Raw genomic sequence first — 20,663 nt, 5'->3', positions numbered from 1 at the left:
TCAACTCGGCCTTCGGCCGTCCCGTACGTGACACACAGCAACCCTACCAATATGAATAGAATTCCCGACTCAGAAGACTAGCCCTCGCCCGTGTGGACCTGGAACGCGGCGCGGCGGACGGCCTTGGCCAGCGCTGGGTCGGGGTGCGCCGCGGCGAGGGCGACGAGGATCTGGACCGTGCGGGGGTGCCCCGTGGCGCGTACCTCTTCGAGGAGCTTGGGGACGGTGCCCTGGACGGCCGTCTCCAAGTGGTCGACGAGGAGCCGCTGTTCGCCGTGGTCCGTGACGGCCGCCGCGGTGTCCACCCAGAGCCAGGTCGCCTCTTCCCTGGTGAGGACGCCCTCAGCGCCGCCCGCGAGGTCCTCGGGGTCGACGCCCTCCAGCTCGGCGAGCCAGAGCAGGGCGTACGGGCGCAGGGTGGGCTCGGCGGAGGCCAGGCGGACCTCGCCCTCGGCCGGGGCGCCGACGACGCGCAGGGCCTCGAAGGCCAGGCCGCGGATCAGGGCGTCGTCGCCGCGTGCCGCCTCCAGCAGTTCGGCGACGGCGGGTCCTGTGGGGCGGGCGGCCAGCCAGGCGCGGTACTCGTCGCGGGCCGGGCCAGGCGTGAGGCGGGCGCAGCCGCGGAGCATGTCCTCGGCCGACTGCTCGATGTTGCCCGCCGGGCTCTGCGCGGCGACGCAGATCTGCTCCAGCTTGGTCCATACGGCCCAGTTGCCCAGGGGGGTGAGCACGGCGGAGCCCTGCCGTACGCCGGTCTCCTCGTCGGGGCAGCGGGTCAGCGCGCCGACGGCGGCGAGGCCATCGAGCGCCCAGTCGAGCAGGCCGGGCAGCGCGGGCAGCTCGGCGGCGCCCGGGTCGGCGCCGTGCTCGGCGCCGGTGCCAGGGGCCTCGCGTTCGGCGCGGAGTTCCGCGATGCGCTGGACGAGGAGGTCGTGCAGCGAGGGGAAGGTGAGTGGTCCGGCGGTCAGGTGCATGACCGACAACAACTGAGGCGCGGCCTCCACGACTTCCGCCACCAGGGAGGGGCCGGCGGGTGTGGGCGCGGGATAGGCGAGGGACCAGGCGTCGAAGAGGGCGACCCAGCCGCGCAGCACGGCGCCGTCGTCGCGGTCCCAGGCGCGCAGCCGCCAGCCCGCGCGGGCGACGTCGCCGTGCAGCTCGATGAGCCCGGCGAGCCTGGCGCGGTCCCAGTGCGTGCGCACGTGCCGGGTGGGCATCCGCAGCTCGCTTCCGGCGCGCTCGGCGTCCGGGGTGGATTCCGGGAGGGAGCCGTCCCGTTCGACCCAGCGGGCGACGGCCACGGCGTCGGCGAGCGCCGCGCGTGCCTGGCGGGCCAGCTGGTCGCGCGGCAGCACGCCCTCGGGCGGCCGGGGCGCGGGCCGTGGTCGCCGGGCCGTCACGGTGCGGCGGGCGGCGGCGACCGGCCGTCTGGGGACGAGGCGGAGCCGGTTGTCACGCGGAGTACGGGACGACGTCACAAGGAGCAGTCTTCATGGTGTGACGGCAAAACCCAAACACGGGACCGGAATCGGGGTCCCCGGCCCCTCGTGGCGGGCCCCGCGAAGGGCCCGTTTCCGGGAGGCGGGGTGCCCGTTTCCGGGCCCGGTGTGCGGTGCCCCGGCACGGGAGACCGCCGTGCCGCCGGGTGCCCGCACCCTCGTGGCGGCCCGGCGTCGTGGCAGGTAGGGAGGAGAAGGGGGTGTCTACATGAGGGGGACGAGGAAGCGGCGCAGGGCCTCTTCGTAGGGGCGGGGGGACGCGTTCCACATGGCCGCGTGGGGGGCGTGGCCGACCGTGTGGAGGGTGACGAGGTCGTCGCGGGCCGCCGCGAAGTCCTGGGAGCGGGACCAGGGCGCGATGGTGTCGTCGGGCCCGTGCACCAGCAGCGCGGGCACCCTCAGCAGGGACGGGTCGGCGACGGAGGAGAGCCGGTCCGTGGTGAGCCCGGTGCGGCCCTGGGCCGCCCGTACGGCCAGGGGCAGCAGCGGGCGCGGGGTGCGCCGCGCCGAGGCGAGGGCGCGGAGGGTGACCTGCCAGTCCAGTACGGGCGAGTCCAGCACCAGCCCGCTGACGCGGTCGCGCAGCGCGGAGTTCGCGGCGGCGTGCAGCGCCATGGAGGCGCCCGTCGACCAGCCGTGGAGGATGACGCGGCGGGCGCCGTGGCGGACGGCGTAGCGGATCGCGGCGTCGAGATCGCGCCATTCGGCGTCGCCGAGGTGTCCGAAACCGTCGGACGGGCTGGGCGCGCCCGGATCGCCCCGGTAGGCGAGGACGAGCACCGGCAGGCGCATCCGTGCCAGCGCGGGGACCACGTTCAGCGGCTGCTCGCGGGTCGCGCCGAGGCCGTGCACGGCGATGACCCAGGTGTCGCGCTCGCCGGGCACGAACCAGGCGGGCAGCATGCCGAGTTCGCCGGGGACCTCCACATCGGCGCAGTGCAGGCCGAGCGCGTCGCGCGGGTTGCCCGTGTGGAGCTGGGGGGTGAGCCAGACGCGGTCGCCGGGGTTCAGGCTGCCGCTCTGGATCCGCTCCAGGCGCCGTACCACCGTGTCGGCGCCGGAGTCCGTGGACTCCGCCTCCAGCACGGGGCCGACGACGGCGTGGCTGCCGCGCCCGGCGAGCCCGTAGGTGCCGGGCAGCCGGGCGGCCAGCGAGCGGGTCAGCGCGACGTGGTCGGGGCCGCTGGAGTGCACGGTGAGCGCCGGGCGCTCGAACCCCGCTGGCAGCGCGGCCCTGCCCGCCTTGGGCCGGGCCGGCCGGAGGGCAGCCCCCGCCGCGTACCGGCCCGCCGCCATGGCGGCGGCACCGGCACCCAGTGCGGAGGTGGCGGCGAGGGCCGCTGACGTACGCAGGCGCATTCCGCCCAGTGTCGTGCGAACGGCGGCCGGGGGCCAGTGGGCCGCGTCGGCCGGGTGACCGGGCGCCGTCCGGCGGGCCCCCGGGCCGTGCGGACCGGGCGAGCCACGCGAGCCGCGCGCGTCAGGCCGTGGGCTCCTCGCCCGCGGCGTCAGCGGCATCCGCGGTGCCGGCGGCGTCCTCGGCGCGCCGCTGCCCGTAGCCGCTGAGCTTGCGCGCCACGCGGTCCAGCTCGCCCCGGGGGATCAGGCTGGGCTCGCGCCCCGGCAGGGAGGAGGCCGTGAGCCAGACGCGGCACATCCACTCCAACTGCGCGGTGCGGTCGTACGCCTGCTCCAGGCCGTCGCCGTACACGACCGTGCCGTGGTTCTGGAGCAGGCAGCCGCTGCGGTCCTTCAGCGCCTCCACCATGTGCGCGGCCAGTTCGTCGCTGCCGTAGGTGGCGTACGGGGCGACGCGCACCGGGCCGCCGAGGGCCGCCGTCATGTAGTGGATCGCTGGCAGCTCGTCGACGAGCGTGGAGACGGCGGTGGCGTGCACGGCGTGGGTGTGCACGACGGCCCGCGCTTCCGTGTGCCGGTAGACGGCGAGGTGCATCGGCAGCTCGCTCGTGGGCCGCATGTCCCCGGCCGTGACCCGTCCCTCCAGGTCGACGGCGCACAGCTCGTCGGCCCCGAGACGGTCGTAGGGGACCCCTGTCGGGGTCACCAGCACCGTGTCGCCGACACGCACCGAGACATTGCCCGACGTGCCCACGACAAGGCCGTCCTCGACCGTCCGACGGGCCGTTTCCACCAGCTTCTGCCAGGCGTTCTGCATATGCCGCACCTCCGGCCGGGCACTGTAGCGCGGACCACTGAACGCCTCATCACACGTATGGGGTACGGGGATACTTCATGGCTTTGGCCGGAGAACGCCTATCTTCTCCACCACATCCCCTAATCTCGGGCGCCTTCCGCACCCGCTTCGGTGCACTTCGGTTCGCTTCCGCACCAGAGGAGAGAAATGGCCCCATCCCGCCGCCTTCCGCGACGGTCCCCGCTCCCCCTCCCCCTCCCCTTCTCCCTCCCCCACCCGCTCCCGCAGGGCCCCCGCGCCGCCGGGACGGCGCGGTCGCTGGCCGTGGCCGCCGTCGCCCTCGCGCTCGCGGGCGGCGCGCTCGCCGCACCGGGGCCCGCCGGAGCCTCGGCCAAGCCCAAGGGCCACGACGTCTCCTCCCACCAGGGCGCAGTGAACTGGGTGCGCGCGAAGGCGAACGGCGCGCGGTTCGTATACGTCAAGGCCACCGAGGGCACCCACTACAAGAACCCCTACTTCGCGCGGCAGTTCCGCGACGCGCGCAAGGCGGGGATCCTGCACGGCACGTACCACTTCGCACGCGCCGACAAGTCCTCGGGCACGCGCCAGGCGGCCTATTTCACGGCCAACGGCGGCACGTGGAAGCGCGACGGCTGGACGCTGCCCCCCGCCGTGGACCTGGAGGCGGCGTACGGGAGCAGGTGCCACGGCCTGAGCAAGGCGCGGATGCGCGCGTGGATCCGCGCGTTCAGCGAAGAGACACGGCGGCGCACGGGCCGCTATCCGGCCATCTACACCTCCACCCGCTGGTGGAAGAGCTGCACGGGCAACAGCCGCGCGTTCGCGGCCCGGCATCCGCTGTGGCTGGCGGACTGGAGCAGGAGCGCGGGGCCGCTCCCTGCCGGATGGGGTACGCGTACCATCTGGCAGTACGCGAACAAGGGCAAGCTGCCGGGTGACCAGAATCTCTTCAACGGTTCGATGGCCCAGCTCAGACGCTACGCGCGCGGCTGACCCGCGCCCCTTCCCCCCACGTTTCCCCAAGGGGCCACCGGGGCCCCGGCGGTGATCACAGAACACACGGGAGGGCGCGCGCAAGCGCCCCGGAAGCGCCGCTCACAACAGGCGTCAGGTAGTGACACTCCGACGCCTGCCGCAGTTCACCTTCCGTTCACCCGTGCTTCTTACGTTCACCGAGTCATTAACCTTCGAACTGATTGTGGCCTGGGTGAATGGAACACATCACGCTTCTCATCGGGATCGTGATCGTCACGGCCTTGGTGTTCGACTTTACGAACGGCTTCCACGACACGGCCAACGCCATGGCCACCACCATTTCCACGGGGGCCCTCAAGCCCAAGACCGCGGTGGCGATGTCGGCGGCCCTCAACCTCGTCGGCGCGTTCCTCTCGGTCGAGGTGGCCAAGACCATCTCGTCGGGAATCATTGACGAAGGCTCCGGTATCCGGCCCGAAGTGATCTTCGCGGGTCTCGTCGGCGCCATCATCTGGAACCTGCTGACCTGGCTGGCGGGCCTCCCCTCCAGCTCCTCCCACGCCCTGATGGGCGGCCTCATCGGCGCCACCGTCGCCTCCGTCGGCCTCGGGGCCGTCAACGCCGACGTCGTCGTGATGAAGGTCCTCATCCCGGCACTCGCGGCGCCGCTCGTCGCGGGCATCGCAGCCCTCGTCGCGACGCGGCTGACGTACCGGCTCGCCCGGCACGCCGACGAAGGCCAGACCGCCAAGGGCTACCGCGCGGGCCAGATCACCTCGGCAGCGCTCGTCTCCCTCGCGCACGGCACCAACGACGCGCAGAAGACCATGGGTGTGATCACGCTCGCGCTGATCACCGGCGGCGCCCTCGCGCCGAGCGCCGACCCACCGGTGTGGGTCATCGCCGCAGCCGGCATCGCCATAGCGGCCGGTACGTACCTCGGCGGCTGGCGGATCATCCGCACCATGGGCAAGGGCATCACCGACATCCAGCCCCCGCAGGGCTTCGCGGCCCAGACCAGCGCTGCGGCCACCATCCTGGCCTCCTCGCACATCGGCTTCTCCCTCTCCACCACCCACGTCTGCTCCGGCGCCGTCATGGGCTCCGGGCTCGGCCGCAAGGGCGGCGTCGTGCGCTGGTCGACGGCGGGCCGGATGGTCACGGGCTGGGCGCTGACCCTCCCCGCTGCCGGTCTCGTCGCCGCGGGTTCGGCCCTGCTGGCCGACCAGGGCGACTGGGGCGTGGCCACGGTCGCGGTCCTCGCGCTGGCGATCTGCCTCACCATCTGGGCGCTCTCTCGGCGCCAGCCGGTGGACCACACCAACGTGAACGACGTCCACGACGGCGCGGCCCCCGCACCGGCCGACGGCACCGGTGTTCCCGGTGTTCTCGGCGACGCGGACGAGCCCGCCGGTGTCGTCACCGCGGCCATGCGCTCCGTCGCACCGCCTCCGGCCCCCGGCACGCCCGTCACCTCCGAGGCGGCGGCAGCGGCCCTGGGCGCTGACACGGCCGACGGGACCTCGTCCGATGAGAGCGACGGGACCGCCTCCGAGCCCCGGCCCGGGCATGTGCCGTTCGCAGGGGCGGAGCCCACGCTTCCGGAGCCCCGCCCGCGCGCGGGCACCGCGGCACGTCCCCGGTCCGGCGTCCCCTCCTAGAGGCCCCGGCACCCCACCCCCCGTCCAGGAAGTCAGAAGGAAGACCGCTATGAACATCGACTGGGCCGCTCTCGGCCAGGTCTTCGGCGTCAGCCTCGTGGCGACGGTCGGCCTGGTGGGCGTGTTCACGCTCGGCATCGTCGGCTCCTCGGCCCGCAAGGCGGACGGCACCGGCGCCCCGGCGCTCGCCCGCACCGGTGCCTACGCCTGCTTCGCGCTGTGCGCGGCGGCCGTGGCGTTCGGCATCTACCTCATCGCCGCCTAGCGACGACGGCGTTCTCACGAGGGGTACGAGCGGTTGCTCGTACCCCTCGTCCGTGTGCGCCCGTGTGTCTCCTCACACTCTCCCGTCGCAGGTCAGGGCGAGTTGACGCCCTCTCGTGAACCGTGGTGGACTTCCCGTTGCCCAACGGCGGCAGGAGAGGAAGCCGGTGCGAATCCGGCGCGGTCCCGCCACTGTCACCGGGGAGCGCTCCCCAACCAGAAGGTCACGGCCCACGCGCACATGCGGGCTGGAAGGCCGGGGAGGGGGTCCGTACGACACCCCCTGAGCGCCGATCCGGGAGCCAGGAGACTCTCACCGCCGGTCACGTCGAGCCAGGGCGAGGACCCTGAGTGAGGACACCGCCATGCCCGGCTTCACCGCCAACGAACTCCTGGCCGCACGCCCTGACGTGGGCACGGCACGCCCGGTGCCCACCACGGCACCGGCCCTACGAGGCATGACGGCGCGCTGACGGATGCGGGCCCCACGCGCCCACGCCTGTGGCGCAGCCCTCGGATTCCTCGGCGATCTGCTGCTCGGTGACCCCCGGCGCGGCCACCCCGTGGCCGCCTTCGGGCGCGCCGCCGGTGCGGCCGAGCGCCGCCTGTGGCGCGACCGGCGCGACAGCGGCGCCGCCTACACGGCCCTGTGCGTCGCGGGCGCCGTCGCCGCTGCGACGGCGCTGTCGCGCGCCGCGCGTGCGGCGGACCACCGTACGAACAGCACCGGCACCGTGGCCGTCGGCCACGGTCCCGCGAGCGTCGCCCTCACCGCGGGCGTCACCTGGACCGTGCTCGGCGGCGCCGGGCTGGTCCGCGAGGCACGCGCCGTCGGCGCCGCGCTGGAGGCGGGCGAGCTGGCGGCGGCGCGGCGGCGGCTGCCCCATCTGTGCGGACGCGACCCCCAGGCGCTGGACGCCGACGGGATCGCGCGCGCCGTGGTCGAGTCCGTCGCCGAGAACACGTCGGACGCGGTCGTGGGCGCCCTCGTGTGGGGCGCGCTGGCCGGGGTGCCCGGGATGGCGGGCTTCCGCGCCGTCAACACGCTCGACGCGATGGTCGGCCACCGCTCCCCCCGCCATTTGCGCTTCGGCTGGGCTTCGGCGCGGCTCGACGACGTCGCGGGCTGGCCCGGTGCCCGGCTCACCGCCGTCCTCGCAGCGCTCGCGGGCCCGGACCCGCGCGGCGCGCTGCGCGCCTGGCGTACGGACGCGCACCGCCACCCGAGCCCCAACGCGGGTCCCGTGGAGGCCGCGTTCGCCGGTGCGCTGGGCGTACGGCTGGGCGGGACGCTCTCCTACGGCGGGCGCACCGAGCACAGGCCCGTGCTCAACTCGCCCGGGCGTGCCGTGGAGACCGGTGACATCGCGCGCGCGGCGCACCTGTCGCGTCGCGTCGGCGTGCTCGCGCTCGCGGTGACCGCGGCGGGGCGGCTCGCCGCCGGGGCTGCGTATTCCCAGTACTCCCGCGTGCGCGGGCGACGGAAGGGGACCTCGTGAACAACGGCACGGCCGGCAGAACCGGCACCAGCACCGGCACCGGCGCTCCGGGCGGCGGCCTGCTCGTCGCGGGCACGACCTCCGACGCGGGCAAGAGCGTCGTCACCGCGGGCATCTGCCGCTGGCTGGCCCGCAAGGGCGTGAAGGTCGCCCCGTTCAAGGCCCAGAACATGTCGCTGAACTCCTTCGTCACCCGCGAGGGCGCCGAGATCGGCCGCGCCCAGGCCATGCAGGCGGCGGCGGCCATGGTGGAACCCAGCGCGCTGATGAACCCCGTACTGCTGAAGCCGGGCGGCGACCGCACCAGCCAGGTCGTGCTGCTGGGCAGGCCCGTGGGCGAACTCAGCGCACGCGGCTACCACGAGGGCCGCCAGGAGAAGCTGCTGGCCACGGTCACCGACTGCCTCGACGAGCTGCGCCGCACCCACGACGCCGTCATCTGCGAGGGCGCGGGCAGCCCCGCCGAGATCAACCTGCGGCGCAGCGACATCGTCAACATGGGCCTCGCCCGTGCCGGACGGCTGCCCGTCGTGGTCGTCGGCGACATCGACCGGGGCGGCGTCTTCGCGTCCTTCTTCGGCACGACGGCGCTGCTGGCCCCCGAGGACCAGGAACTCCTCGCGGGCTACCTCGTCAACAAGTTCCGCGGCGACGTGTCCCTGCTGGAGCCAGGGCTCGACATGCTGCGCCGCATCACGGGGCGCCGGTCCTTCGGGGTGCTGCCCTTCCGGCACGGTCTGGGCATCGACGAGGAGGACGGGCTGCGCGTGTCGCTGCGCGGCACCGTGCGCGAGTCCACCGTCGCGCCCCCGCACGGCACCGACGTGCTGCGGGTCGCGGTGCTCCCCGTACCGCTGATGTCGAACTTCACCGACGTGGACGCGCTGGCCGCCGAACCAGGCGTCGTCGTCCGCTTCACCGACAGGCCGGAGGAGCTGGCCGACGCCGATCTCGTCGTCGTGCCCGGCACCCGCGGCACCGTGCGCGCGCTGGAGTGGCTGCGGGAGCGCGGGCTGGCGCAAGCGCTGGTGCGGCGCGCCGCCGAAGGGCGTCCCGTGCTGGGCATCTGCGGCGGCTACCAGTTGCTGGGCGAGCGCATCGAGGACGAGGTCGAGTCGCGGGCCGGAACCGTCGACGGGCTCGGGCTGCTGCCCCTGCGGGTGCGGTTCGCGGCGGAGAAGACCCTCGCGCGGCCGGGCGGCACGGCGCTGGGCGAGCACGTCGAGGGATACGAGATCCACCACGGTGTGGCCGAGGTGCTGGGCGGGGACGCATTCTTCTCCGATCCCCTGGGCAACAGCCTGGACGGGTGCCGGGTGGGCGCCGTCAGGGGGACGCACTGGCACGGATCGCTGGAGAGCGACGGTTTCCGGCGTGCGCTGCTGCGCCGGGTCGCGGAGGAGGCGGGCCGCGACGGCTTCGTCCCCGCACCGGACACGAGCTTCGCCGCGCTGCGCGAGGAGCAGTTGGATCGCCTGGGCGATCTGATCGAGGAACACGCCGATACGGACGCGCTGCTGCGGCTGATCGAGTCGGGCCCGCCCAAGGGCCTGCCGTTCATCGCCCCGGGAGCGCCCGACGCTGGAGACGCGGGAGTACGCGCATGAGCACTGCGGACGCCAAGAACACACAGGACGGCCCGGGCACCGTCCTGCTGCTGTCCACCTCCGACACGGACCTGCTCGCCGCCCGCGCCTCGGACGCCGGGTACCGGATCGCCAACCCCACCCGGGTGGACGCGGCCGAGGACCTGCCGGGGCTGCTGGAGGGCGCCGACGTCGCGGTCGTACGGCTGCTCGGCGGGAAGCGGGCCTGGGAGGACGGGCTCGCGGCGCTGAAGGCGTCCGGGGTGCCGACCGTGCTGCTGGGCGGCGAGTCCGTGCCGGACGCGGAGCTGATGGCCGAGTCCAGCGTCCCGGCCGGGCTCGTCGCGGAGGCGCTGAAGTACCTGGTCGAGGGCGGCCCGGAGAACCTGACGCAGCTCGCGCGGTTCCTCTCCGACACGGTGCTGATGAGCGGCGAGGGCTTTGAACCGCCCGCCGCGATGCCGCAGTACGGGGTGCACGGCTCGTACGTGCCGGAGCCGGGGCGTCCGACGGTGGGCGTGCTCTTCTACCGGGCGCACGAGATGTCGGGCAACACCGCCTTCGTCGAGACGCTGTGCGACGCCATCGAGGCGCGCGGCGTCAACGCGCTGCCCGTCTACTGCGGTTCGCTGCGCGGCGCAGAGCAGGGGCTCTACGACCTGCTCGGCCAGACCGACGCGATCGTCGCCACCGTGCTCGCCTCCGGTGGCACCCGGGCCAGCGACGCGTCCGCCGGGGGCGACGACGAGGCGTGGGACATCGGCGCGCTGGCCGAGCTGGACGTGCCGCTGATCCAGGGCATGTGCCTGACCAGTTCACGCAAGGCGTGGTCCGAGTCGGACGCGGCGCTCTCGCCGATGGACGCGGCCATGCAGGTCGCGATCCCCGAGTTCGACGGGCGGATCATCAGCGTCCCCTTCTCCTTCAAGGAGGACGGGCCCGACGGGGTGCCGGTCTACACAGCCGACCCGGAGCGTGCCGCGCGCGTCGCGGGCATCGCGGCACGGCACGCGGCGCTGCGGCACAAGCCGAACGCCGAGAAGAGGATCGCCCTCGTCTTCACCGCGTACCCGACGAAGCACTCGCGCGTCGGCAACGCCGTCGGTCTTGACACGCCCGCCTCCGCCGTGAAGGTGCTCGACGCGCTGCGCGAGGCCGGTTACGGCGTCTCCGGCTACCCCGACAACGGCGACGAGCTGATCCACCGCCTCATCGCCGCGGGCGGCCACGACGTGGAGTGGCTGACCGAGGAGCAGTTGGCGGCGGCGCCCGCGCGCGTCCCGCTGGCGGACTACCGGCAGTGGTTCGCCTCGCTGGACCCGGAGCTGCGCGACAGCATGACCGAGGCGTGGGGCGAGCCGCCAGGCGAGCTGTACGTGGACGGCGAGGACATCGTGCTCGCCTCGCTCCAGTTCGGGAACGTCGTGGTGATGATCCAGCCGCCGCGCGGCTTCGGCGAGAACCCGATCGCGATCTACCACGACCCGGACATGGCACCCTCGCACCACTACATGGCCGCCTACCGGTGGATGGAGCACACCTTCGGCGCCGACGCCGTGGTGCACATGGGCAAGCACGGCACCATGGAGTGGCTGCCGGGCAAGGGCCTGGGCATGTCGGCCTCCTGCGCGCCCGACGCGGTGCTGGGCGACCTGCCGCTGATCTACCCCTTCATCGTCAACGACCCGGGCGAGGGCACCCAGGCCAAGCGGCGCGGCCACGCGACCGTCGTGGACCACCTGGTGCCGCCGATGGCCCGCGCCGACTCCTACGGCGATCTGGCCAAGCTGGAGCAGCTCCTCGACGAGTACGCGCTCGTCTCCGACTTGGACCCGGACAAGGCGCCGGCCGTGCGCAGCCAGATCTGGACGCTGGTGCGGGCAGCGGAGCTGCACCACGACCTGCACGTGGACGAGCAGCCTGGCGAGGACGAGTTCGACGACTTCGTCATGCACATCGACGGCTGGCTGTGCGAGATCAAGGACGTGCAGATCCGCGACGGGCTGCACATCCTGGGCGGCGGGCCAGAGGGCGAGCCCCGCGTCAACCTGGCGCTGGCCGTGCTGCGCTCCGCGCAGGTGTGGGGCGGCGTCGGCGGGGCCCTGCCGGGCCTGCGGGCCGCGCTCGCCGAGCACTTCGGGCTGACGGAGTCCGAGCTGCTGGCCGAGCCGGGCGCGAGGATCGAGGTGCCGGAGTCGCTGACGGCGCTGGCCGACGGCCCGGCCCGTACGGCCTCGGACGCCGTCGATCTGCTGGAGCGGCTGGCGCGCGACCTCGCCGAGGCGATGGAGGCCCGCGGCTGGGAGACCGAGGCGGCGGGTCCTGTGGTGGCCTCGGTGCTGGGCGTGGAACTCGGGGACGCGGTGCGGGTGCTGGAGTTCGCGGCCGAGGAGCTGGTGCCCCGGCTGGAGCGCACGACCGACGAGATCGGCAACGTGCTGCACGCGCTGGAGGGCGGCTACGTCCCCGCAGGGCCCTCGGGCTCGCCGACGCGCGGCCTGGTCAACGTGCTGCCGACGGGCCGCAACTTCTACTCCGTCGACCCCAAGGCCATCCCCTCCAGGCTGTCCTGGGACGTGGGCTCGGCGCTGGCCGAGTCGCTGGTGAAGCGGCACCTGGACGACAACGGCAGCTACCCGAAGTCCGTCGGCCTCACCGTGTGGGGCACGGCCTGCATGCGTACGCAGGGCGACGACATCGCGGAGATCCTCGCCCTGCTGGGCTGCCGCCCGGTGTGGGACGACGCGTCGCGGCGCGTGACGGGCTTCGAGGTGATGCCGCTTGCGGAACTGGGGCGGCCCCGCATCGATGTGACGATGCGCATCTCGGGCTTCTTCCGTGACGCGTTCCCGCACGTGGTGGGGCTCGTGGACGACGCGGTGCGCGCGGTGGCCGAGCTGGACGAGAGCCCCGAGGACAACTACGTACGGGCGCACGCCGACGAGGACACCGCCGAGCACGGCGACCGGCGGCGCGCGACGGCCCGCATCTTCGGTTCCAAGCCGGGCGCGTACGGCGCGGGCCTGCTGCCCCTGATCGACGCGCGCAACTGGCGCTCGGACGCGGACCTCGCCGAGGTCTACGCGGTGTGGGGCGGCTACGCGTACGGGCGCGGACTGGACGGGCGCGCGGCGCGGGGCGACATGGAGGCGGCGTTCCGGCGCATCCAGGTGGCGGCGAAAAACGTGGACACGAGAGAGCACGACATCCACGACGCCGACGACTACTTCCAGTACCACGGCGGCATGGTCGCCATGGTCCGCCATCTGACGGGCGACTCGCCCGAGGCGTACATCGGCGACTCGGCCGTCCCGGACCAGGTCAAAACCCGCACCCTGGGCGAGGAGACGCACCGCGTCTTCCGCGCCAGGGTCGTCAACCCGCGGTGGATGACGGCGATGAGGCGGCACGGCTACAAGGGCGCCTTCGAGATGGCGGCCACGGTGGACTACCTCTTCGGGTACGACGCGACGGCGGGCGTCGTGGACGACTGGATGTACGAGAAGCTCGCGAGTGAGTACGTCTTCGACGAGACCAACCGCGACTTCATGAAGAAGTCCAACCCCTGGGCGCTGCGCGGCATCAGCGAGCGGCTGCTGGAGGCCGCCGAGCGCGGCCTGTGGGAGGAGCCGGACCAGCGGACGCTGGAGCGGCTGCGCGAGACGTACCTGGAGCTGGAAGGCGACCTGGAAGGGGACGGCGAATGAGCGCCCCCGCATCCTCCGCACCCTCCCCGCGTGCCCCGCACGCCTTCCGTTCACCCGAAGGAGGAACAGCCGCATGAGTGCCCCTTTCCCGTTCACCGCGATCGTGGGGATGAAGGACCTCCAGCTCGGCCTGCTGCTGAACGCCGTCTCGCCCTCGATCGGCGGCGTCCTCGTGCGCGGCGAGAAGGGCACGGCCAAGTCGACGGCCGTACGGTCGCTGGCCGCGCTGCTGCCCCGGCTCGACGTGGTGCCCGGCTGCCGCTTCTCCTGCGACCCGGCGACGCCCGACCCCCGGTGCCCCGACGGGCCGCACGAGCCGGGCACCGGCGCCGTGCGCGCGGGTGAGCTGGTGGAGCTGCCCGTCGGCGCCTCCGAGGACCGGCTCGTCGGATCGCTGGACATCGAGCGGGCGCTGGCCGAGGGGGTCAAGGCGTTCGAGCCGGGGCTGCTCGCCAAGGCACACCGGGGCATCCTCTACGTCGACGAGGTCAACCTCCTCCAGGACTTCCTCATCGACTCGCTCCTGGACGCCGCCGCCATGGGCGTCAACCACATCGAGCGGGAGGGCGTGTCCGTGCGGCACGCCTCCAAGTTCCTCCTCGTCGGCACGATGAATCCGGAGGAGGGCGAGCTGCGCCCGCAGCTCCTGGACCGCTTCGGGCTGACCGTGGAGGTCGCGGCATCGCGGGAGACCGACGAGCGCGTGGAGGTCGTGCGGCGGCGGCTCGCCTACGACGACGCGCCCGAGGAGTTCGCCGCGCGCTGGGCCGACGAGGAGCGGGCGCTGCGCGAGCGGATCGTCGCGGCCCGCGCGCTGCTGCCGAAGGTGCGGCTCGGGGACGCGGCGCTGCGCCAGATCGCGGCGACGTGCGCGGCGTTCGAGGTCGACGGGATGCGCGCCGACATCGTCATGTCGCGCACCGCGACGGCGCTGGCCGCGTGGGCGGGGCGCACGGACGTGATGGCCGAGGACGTGCGGCAGGCGGCGCTGCTGGCGCTGCCGCACCGCAAGCGCCGCAACCCGTTCGACTCGCCCGACCTGGACGAGGACAAGCTCGACGAGACACTGCGCCAGCACAGCGGCGAGGACGACGACCCGGACCCGGACGGTCCGGACGGCGGTCCCGGCGGGCAGCCTCCCGAGGGCGAGCCGCCCCAGGACCCGCCCGGTGACTCCTCGGGCGCCGACGTGCCCGAGCAGCGGGACCAGGAACCGGAACCGGAGCCGGGTCAGGACCAGCCGGACCAGGAGAGTCCCGAGCCGCAGCCGTCCCGCTCGGACGCGCGTCCCGACGAGGACCCCCGCGACGAGGAGGCGCAGGACACCGAGGGCGGCCACGCCAAGGAGAAGGCACCGGCGCCGGCGTCCGAGCCGTTCAAGGCGCGCACCCTCTCGGTGCCGGGACTCGGCGAGGGCGCGCAGGGCCGCCGCTCGCGGGCCCGCACGCCGCACGGCCGCACCATGGGGGCGCGGCGTCCGAACGGCGCGCTCGGCAAGCTGCACCTGTCAGCGACGATGCACGCGGCGGCGCCGCACCAGCGGGCGAGGGGGCGCAGCGGGCGAGGGCTCGTCGTGCGCCGCGACGATCTGCGCGAGGCGGTGCGCGAGGGGCGCGAGGGCAACCTCGTGCTGTTCGTGGTGGACGCTTCGGGGTCGATGGCGGCGCGGCAGCGGATGAGCGCGGTGAAGGGCGCGGTGCTGTCGCTGCTGCTGGACGCCTATCAGCGGCGGGACAAGGTCGGGCTGATCTCGTTCCGTCGGAGCGAGGCCGAACTGGCCCTGCCGCCCACCTCGTCGGTGGACACGGCCGCAGCGCGTCTTGAGTCGCTGCCGACGGGCGGGCGCACGCCGCTCGCGGCCGGGCTGCTGCGGGCGCACGAGGTGCTGCGCATCGAGCGGATGCGCGATCCGTCGCGGCGTCCGCTGCTGGTCACGGTCACGGACGGCAGGGCGACGGGCGGCCCGGAGCCGGTGGCACGCGCGCACCGGGCGGCGCGGCTGCTGGCCGGAGAGGGCACGGCCTCGGTGGTCGTGGACTGCGAGTCGGGACCGGTGCGTCTTGGCCTCGCGGGCGCGCTGGCGCGGGAGCTGGGCGGCCCGGCCGTCACGCTGGACGAGCTGCGCGCGGACGCGGTGACCGACCTCGTCCGCGCGGTGCGGGGCACGGGCACGAACACGGGCGCGAACACGGGCACACGGAGGGCCGCGTAATGCCGAAGGGACAGCCGAGCGTCGTACCGGACGACGGGCTGACGACACGTCAGCGCCGCAACAGGCCGCTGATCGCCGTGCACACGGGCATCGGCAAGGGCAAGTCGACGGCGGCCTTCGGGCTGGCGCTGCGGGCCTGGAATCAGGGCTGGCCGATCGGGGTCTTCCAGTTCGTGAAGTCCGCGAAGTGGAAGGTCGGCGAGGAGCGGGCACTGCGCGTGCTGGGCGCGAGCGGCGAGGGCGGCACCGTCGCCTGGCACAAGATGGGCGAGGGCTGGTCGTGGATCCAGCGCGACGGCGAGATGAGCAGCGAGGACGCGGCGCGCGAGGGCTGGGAGCAGGTCAAGCGGGACCTGGCGGCCGAGACGTACCGCATGTACGTGCTCGACGAGTTCGCGTACCCCATGCACTGGGGCTGGGTGGACACCGACGAGGTGGTCGCGGCGCTGCGCGAGCGCCCCGGCAACCAGCACGTGGTCATCACGGGCCGCAACGCGCCGCAGGCGCTGGTGGACGCGGCCGATCTGGTCACGGACATGTCGAAGGTCAAGCACCCGATGGACGCGGGGCAGAAGGGCCAGCGGGGCATCGAATGGTGAACGTGGCCACCGCGTCGCACTCGCGCGGCGCGCGCACGGGGGTGGGCGCGGCGTGACCGTGTCCATCCCCCGGCTCGTCGTCGCCGCGCCGTCCTCCGGGAGCGGCAAGACCACGGTGGCGACGGGCCTGATGGCGGCGTTCGCCGGGCGCGGTCTCGCCGTGTCCCCGCACAAGGTCGGCCCCGACTACATCGACCCCGGCTACCACGCGCTGGCGACGGGCCGCCCTGGCCGCAACCTCGACGCGTACCTGAGCGGTACCGAGCTGATCGGGCCGCTGTTCGCGCACGGCGCGGCGGGCGCTGAGCTGGCGGTGGTCGAGGGCGTGATGGGCCTGTACGACGGTGCGGGCGGCGAGGGCGAACTCGCCTCGACGGCGCAGGTGGCGAAGCTGCTGCGGGCTCCGGTCGTGCTGGTCGTGGACGCCTCGTCGCAGTCCCGCTCGGTGGCGGCGCTGGTGCACGGCTTCGCCTCGTGGGACCCGGAGGTGCGGGTCGCGGGCGTCATCCTGAACAAGGTCGCCTCCAACCGCCACGAGGAGCTGCTGCGCGAGGCGCTGGACGCTTCGGGCGTGCCGGTGCTGGGTGTGCTGAGGCGCGTCGGTGCCGTGCGGACGCCGAGCCGTCACCTGGGGCTCGTGCCGGTGGCCGAGCGCGCCGACGAGGCCGTCGAGGCGGTGGCCGCGCTCGCGGAACGGGTGCGCGAGGGGGTCGATCTCGACGCGCTGCTGGCGCTGGCGCGGAGCGCGCCACCGCTGGACTGCGCGCCGTGGGACCCGGCGGGGTCGGGGCACGGGGCGGGTGACGGTTCGGCCGCCGCGACCGGTGCCGGGGCCGCCGCGACCGGTGCCGGTGACCGGCCCGTGGTGGCCGTCGCGGGCGGTGCCGCGTTCACCTTCTCGTACGCCGAACACGCCGAACTGCTGCGTGCGGCGGGCGCCGAGGTCGTCACCTTCGACCCGCTGCGCGACGAGGCGCTGCCCGAGGGCACCCGCGGCCTCGTCATCGGCGGCGGCTTCCCCGAGGTGTACGCGCCGGAGCTGTCGGCGAACGAGCCGCTGCGCAAGGAGGTCGCCTCGCTCGCCGCCTCGGGCACGCCCGTCGCGGCCGAGTGCGCCGGACTGCTGTATCTGGCGCGGGAGCTGGACGGCGCGCCGATGTGCGGGGTGCTGGACGCGAGCGCGCGGATGACGGAGCGGCTGACGCTCGGCTACCGCCAGGCCGTCGCCGTGGCCGACAGCGCGCTCGCCCCGGCCGGACTCCGCGTCGCCGGGCACGAGTTCCACCGCACCGCGCTGGAGCCCGGCACCGGCACAGCCCCCGCCTGGGGCCTGACGGCTCCGACGCGCCGCGCCGAAGGCTTCACGCAGGGCAGCGTGCACGCCTCCTACCTGCACGTCCACTGGGCCGCCACGCCAGAACTCGCCCACCGATTCGTGAGGAGCTGCTGATGCCGGAGCAACCGACACCCGGCCACCACCAGGCCGCCACCGCAACCGGCACAGCGCCCACCCGACACCACGCCAAAGGCTTCACGCAGGGCGGCGTGCACGCCTCCTACCTGCACGTCCACTGGGCCGCCACACCAGAACTCGCCCACCGATTCGTGAGGAGCTGCTGATGCCGGAGCAACCGACACCCGGCCACCACCAGGCCGCCACCGCAACCGGCACAGCGCCCACCCGACACCACGCCAAAGGCTTCACGCAGGGCAGCGTGCACGCCTCCTCCCCGCACCTCCACCGGGCCGCCACACCAGAACTCGCCCACCGATTCGTGAGGAGCTGCTGATGCCGGAGCGGATGCCGGATCCGGTGCCGGCGCGCGGTGTGCCGGTGCTGGATCATCTCGTCTACGCGACGCCCGATCTGGAGCGGACGGTCGAGGAGGTCGCCGAGCTGACCGGGGTGCGCCCTGCGGCCGGGGGCAGCCACCCCGGCATGGGCACCCGGAACGTGCTGCTGGGCCTGGGCGAGGGCCGGTACTTCGAGATCGTCGGCCCCGACCGCGAGCAGCCGGAGCCCGACGGGCCGCGCTGGTTCGGCATCGACGCGCTGGACGGGCCGCGGCTCGTCCACTGGGCCGTGCGGACCACGGACATCGACGCGACGGTGGCGGAGGCGCGCGAGCGCGGGTACGAGCCGGGCGAGCCCGTGGCCATGTCGCGGCGCACGCCCGACGGCGACGTGCTGTCCTGGCGGCTCACCCTGCCGAGGACGCGACCGCACGGCGCCGACGGGCTCGTCCCGTTCCTGCTCGACTGGGGCACCACCACCCACCCGTCGGCGCGGGACCTGCCCGTGCTGCCGCTGGTCTCGTTCACGGCCACCCACCCCGAACCCGCCGCCGTGCGCGCCGCGCTGGCCGCGCTGGCCGCGCTCGACGTGTCGGGGGACGGGGCAGGGGCAGGGGCCGGACCCGATGTACGAACCGGGCCCGTGCCCGGACTCACCGCCGTGCTGGAGGGCCACCACGGGCCCGTGACCTTCGGCAGAGGCACAGCCGAAGGAGCGACCGCATGACGTCCGTACCTGAATCCGTTTCCGCTGGTAGCGGGGAGGCGCAACCGCTGCTGGTCGGCGTGGGCGTCGGCCCCGGCGACCCCGAACTCGTCACCGTCAAGGGCGTGAACGCGCTGCGCGCCGCGGACGCCGTCGTCGTCCCCGTCATGGAGGACGGCGGCACGGGCAGGGCCGAGGCGACGGTGCTGCACTACGTCGAGGCGGACAAGATCGTGCGCGTCGTCTTCGCGCTGAACGAGCGCAGCGACCGCGCCCGCCGCGAGGCGGCCTGGGACGCGGCGGGCACGCGCGTCGCCGAACTGCTGCGCGCGCACGGGAGCGTCGCCTTCGCGACGATCGGCGACCCCAACGTCTACTCCACGTTCACCTACCTCGCGCAGACCGTCGGCGAGCTGGTGCCGGGTCTGGCCGTCGAGACGGTGCCCGGCGTCACCGCGATGCAGGACCTCGCGGCACGCAGCGGCGCGGTGCTCACGGAGGGGACGGAGCCGCTGACGCTCGTCCCGGTGACGGCGGGTTCCGCGGTGCTGAAGGAGGCGCTGGAGGGGCCCGGCACGGTGGTGGCGTACAAGTTCGGGCGGCAGGCCGCCGAGGTGGCGGGCGCGCTGCGCGACACGGGCCGCACGGAGGGCGCGGTGTGGGGCTCGGCCCTGGGCCTGCCCGGTGAATCGATCCGCCCGGCCGCCGAGCTGGAGTCCGAACTCGCGCACGGCGAGGGCGGGTCAGCCGCACTGCCGTATCTCTCCACTCTCATCTCTCCCGCGCGCCGGGAATCCCGAGGAGGCAAGCTGTGACCGAGGCGAAGCCGACGACAACGGCGATACGGGCGGCCGACGAAGCGGACGGCTCCCGCGCCAAGGTGACCATCGTGGGCGCCGGGCCCGGTGCGGCCGATCTGCTCACCTACCGCGCGGGCGACGCCATCGCGCGGGCCGACATCGTCATCTGGGCGGCGAGCCTCGTCCAGGAGGAAGTCCTCACCCACGCGCGCGATGACGCCGAGATCCTCGACTCCGCGACGATGTCCCTGGAGGACGTCATCGCCGTCTACGAGCGCGCGCTGCGCGAGGGCCTGCGCGTGGCCCGTATCCACTCCGGGGACCCGGCGCTGTGGGGCGGCACGCAGGAACAGGTCGACCGCTGCCACGCGCTGGGCATCGACGTCGAGATCATCCCCGGCGTCTCCGCCTTCTCCGCCGTTGCCGCGCTGGCGGGCCGCGAGCTGACGATCCCCGAGGTCGCGCAGTCCGTGATCCTGACGCGCCTGGGCGGCGGCAAGACGCCGATGCCGCCCGGCGAGGAGGTGCGCGAGTTCGCGCGGCATGGCACGACGATGGCCCTCTTCCTGTCCGCGGCCCGCTCGGGGCAGTTGGTGTCCGAGCTGCTGGAGGGCGGCTATCCGACGGACACGCCCGTCGTGATCGCCTACCAGGCGACGTGGCCGGAGGAGCTGGTGCTGCGCTGCACCGTCGGCACGCTGGAGGAGACGGTCAAGGAGCACAAGCTCTGGAAGCACACGCTCTTCCTCGTCGGCCCCGCGCTCTCGGCCTCCGGCACCCGCTCGCACCTGTACCACCCGGGCCACTTCCACGGTTTCCGCCGCGCGGACCCCGAGGCACGCCGCGAGCTGCGTGCCGCGCGGAAGGCCGGGCGGGACTGATCCGTGTCCGCGCACGCGGCGGGCCCGGGACGGGGCCCCGGCACGACGGGAGCGACGGCGCCGCGCCGCACCGCTCCCCGGCGCGCCCTGCCCGCGCGGGGACGCTCCGACGGGCGGGCGCCACGTCAGGGCCCAGAGGCGGCAGCCATGCTCGTGCCACAGCCTGTGCCACATCCGGCCCCAGAACCAGCGGCCACGACCGCACCGCAGCCCGTACCACGCCCGGCCCCAGAACCAGCAGCCACGACCGCACCGCAGCCCGTACCACATCCGGCCCCAGAACCAGCAGCCACGACCGCACCGC

The 20,663-nt window shown here is 74.1% G+C and carries 16 protein-coding genes and 1 riboswitch; of the genes, 13 read left to right on the top strand and 3 right to left on the bottom strand.

The features are described from left to right. Positions 1-77: 77 nt before the first annotated feature. The 3 genes from ACYVOO_RS10915 to ACYVOO_RS10905 all read right to left on the bottom strand — a co-directional run bounded on the left by ACYVOO_RS10915 (position 78) and on the right by ACYVOO_RS10905 (position 3,675). Positions 78-1,478 (bottom strand): hypothetical protein, encoded by a 1,401-nt coding sequence (locus ACYVOO_RS10915; protein ID WP_461015452.1) that lies wholly within the window; start codon positions 1,476-1,478, stop codon positions 78-80. A gap of 225 nt (positions 1,479-1,703) precedes the next feature. Next, on the bottom strand, positions 1,704-2,858 hold the full coding sequence (locus ACYVOO_RS10910) for an alpha/beta hydrolase (RefSeq protein WP_461015451.1): 1,155 nt from the start codon (positions 2,856-2,858) through the stop codon (positions 1,704-1,706). Between the two features lie 121 nt (positions 2,859-2,979). Continuing rightward, positions 2,980-3,675 (bottom strand): class II aldolase/adducin family protein, encoded by a 696-nt coding sequence (locus ACYVOO_RS10905; RefSeq protein ID WP_461015450.1) that lies wholly within the window; start codon positions 3,673-3,675, stop codon positions 2,980-2,982. 186 nt (positions 3,676-3,861) lie between these two features. Between ACYVOO_RS10905 and ACYVOO_RS10900 the strand changes: the two genes are divergently transcribed. From ACYVOO_RS10900 to cobM, 13 genes are all read left to right on the top strand, one after another. Continuing rightward, complete coding sequence (locus ACYVOO_RS10900; RefSeq protein ID WP_461015449.1) at positions 3,862-4,668, top strand: lysozyme; 807 nt, start codon at positions 3,862-3,864, stop codon at positions 4,666-4,668. 218 nt (positions 4,669-4,886) lie between these two features. After that, complete coding sequence (locus ACYVOO_RS10895; RefSeq protein ID WP_461015448.1) at positions 4,887-6,311, top strand: inorganic phosphate transporter; 1,425 nt, start codon at positions 4,887-4,889, stop codon at positions 6,309-6,311. Positions 6,312-6,360: 49 nt separating this feature from the next. Next, positions 6,361-6,576, top strand: coding sequence for a hypothetical protein (locus tag ACYVOO_RS10890; protein ID WP_453349045.1), 216 nt, complete (start codon positions 6,361-6,363; stop codon positions 6,574-6,576). A gap of 109 nt (positions 6,577-6,685) precedes the next feature. Further along, a riboswitch (cobalamin riboswitch) is annotated at positions 6,686-6,907 on the top strand. Between the two features lie 144 nt (positions 6,908-7,051). After that, positions 7,052-8,074 carry a cobalamin biosynthesis protein gene (locus tag ACYVOO_RS10885; RefSeq protein ID WP_461015447.1) on the top strand — a complete coding sequence of 341 codons (1,023 nt, stop codon included), beginning with the start codon at positions 7,052-7,054 and terminating at the stop codon, positions 8,072-8,074. Continuing rightward, the gene (locus ACYVOO_RS10880) at positions 8,071-9,681 is read left to right on the top strand and encodes a cobyric acid synthase (protein WP_461015446.1); all 1,611 of its coding nucleotides are present in this window, start codon (positions 8,071-8,073) and stop codon (positions 9,679-9,681) included. Before ACYVOO_RS10885 ends, ACYVOO_RS10880 begins: the two co-directional genes overlap by 4 nt. Then, positions 9,678-13,367 (top strand): cobaltochelatase subunit CobN, encoded by a 3,690-nt coding sequence (gene cobN / locus ACYVOO_RS10875; protein WP_461015445.1) that lies wholly within the window; start codon positions 9,678-9,680, stop codon positions 13,365-13,367. Before ACYVOO_RS10880 ends, cobN begins: the two co-directional genes overlap by 4 nt. Before the next feature lie 73 nt (positions 13,368-13,440). Further along, a complete protein-coding gene (locus ACYVOO_RS10870) occupies positions 13,441-15,579 on the top strand; it encodes a putative cobaltochelatase (RefSeq protein WP_461015444.1) in 2,139 nt (712 codons plus the stop codon). Next, positions 15,579-16,178, top strand: coding sequence for a cob(I)yrinic acid a,c-diamide adenosyltransferase (gene cobO, locus ACYVOO_RS10865; RefSeq protein ID WP_461015443.1), 600 nt, complete (start codon positions 15,579-15,581; stop codon positions 16,176-16,178). Before ACYVOO_RS10870 ends, cobO begins: the two co-directional genes overlap by 1 nt. 58 nt (positions 16,179-16,236) lie before the next feature. Then, positions 16,237-17,628, top strand: coding sequence for a cobyrinate a,c-diamide synthase (locus ACYVOO_RS10860; RefSeq protein ID WP_461015454.1), 1,392 nt, complete (start codon positions 16,237-16,239; stop codon positions 17,626-17,628). After that, entirely contained in the window at positions 17,628-17,798 is a 171-nt protein-coding gene (locus tag ACYVOO_RS10855; protein WP_461015442.1) for a hypothetical protein, read from the top strand. The genes ACYVOO_RS10860 and ACYVOO_RS10855 overlap by 1 nt, the downstream gene beginning before the upstream one ends. 169 nt (positions 17,799-17,967) lie before the next feature. Further along, positions 17,968-18,699 (top strand): VOC family protein, encoded by a 732-nt coding sequence (locus ACYVOO_RS10850; protein ID WP_461015441.1) that lies wholly within the window; start codon positions 17,968-17,970, stop codon positions 18,697-18,699. Beyond that, positions 18,696-19,493: a precorrin-2 C(20)-methyltransferase gene (gene cobI / locus ACYVOO_RS10845; RefSeq protein WP_461015440.1), complete on the top strand. Its 798-nt coding sequence runs from the start codon at positions 18,696-18,698 to the stop codon at positions 19,491-19,493. The genes ACYVOO_RS10850 and cobI overlap by 4 nt, the downstream gene beginning before the upstream one ends. Before the next feature lie 26 nt (positions 19,494-19,519). Then, complete coding sequence (cobM, locus tag ACYVOO_RS10840) at positions 19,520-20,359, top strand: precorrin-4 C(11)-methyltransferase (protein WP_461015453.1); 840 nt, start codon at positions 19,520-19,522, stop codon at positions 20,357-20,359. Positions 20,360-20,663 lie beyond the last annotated feature (304 nt).

This window comes from Streptomyces daliensis (assembly GCF_054782395.1).
Note: the sequence above shows the minus strand (reverse complement) of the source record. Positions and strands in the feature narration are given on the sequence as shown.

What these genes read in the sequence shown, in the direction of transcription:
- ACYVOO_RS10885 (WP_461015447.1), top strand. Translation starts at nt 7,052, where the DNA reads ATGCGGGCCCCACGCGCCCACGCCTGTGGCGCAGCCCTCGGATTCCTC.
- ACYVOO_RS10890 (WP_453349045.1), top strand. Translation starts at nt 6,361, where the DNA reads ATGAACATCGACTGGGCCGCTCTCGGCCAGGTCTTCGGCGTCAGCCTC.
- cobI (WP_461015440.1), top strand. Translation starts at nt 18,696, where the DNA reads ATGACGTCCGTACCTGAATCCGTTTCCGCTGGTAGCGGGGAGGCGCAA.
- ACYVOO_RS10855 (WP_461015442.1), top strand. Translation starts at nt 17,628, where the DNA reads ATGCCGGAGCAACCGACACCCGGCCACCACCAGGCCGCCACCGCAACC.
- ACYVOO_RS10870 (WP_461015444.1), top strand. Translation starts at nt 13,441, where the DNA reads ATGAGTGCCCCTTTCCCGTTCACCGCGATCGTGGGGATGAAGGACCTC.
- ACYVOO_RS10910 (WP_461015451.1), bottom strand. Translation starts at nt 2,858, where the DNA reads ATGCGCCTGCGTACGTCAGCGGCCCTCGCCGCCACCTCCGCACTGGGT.
- ACYVOO_RS10895 (WP_461015448.1), top strand. Translation starts at nt 4,887, where the DNA reads ATGGAACACATCACGCTTCTCATCGGGATCGTGATCGTCACGGCCTTG.
- ACYVOO_RS10850 (WP_461015441.1), top strand. Translation starts at nt 17,968, where the DNA reads ATGCCGGAGCGGATGCCGGATCCGGTGCCGGCGCGCGGTGTGCCGGTG.
- cobN (WP_461015445.1), top strand. Translation starts at nt 9,678, where the DNA reads ATGAGCACTGCGGACGCCAAGAACACACAGGACGGCCCGGGCACCGTC.
- ACYVOO_RS10905 (WP_461015450.1), bottom strand. Translation starts at nt 3,675, where the DNA reads ATGCAGAACGCCTGGCAGAAGCTGGTGGAAACGGCCCGTCGGACGGTC.
- cobO (WP_461015443.1), top strand. Translation starts at nt 15,579, where the DNA reads ATGCCGAAGGGACAGCCGAGCGTCGTACCGGACGACGGGCTGACGACA.
- ACYVOO_RS10900 (WP_461015449.1), top strand. Translation starts at nt 3,862, where the DNA reads ATGGCCCCATCCCGCCGCCTTCCGCGACGGTCCCCGCTCCCCCTCCCC.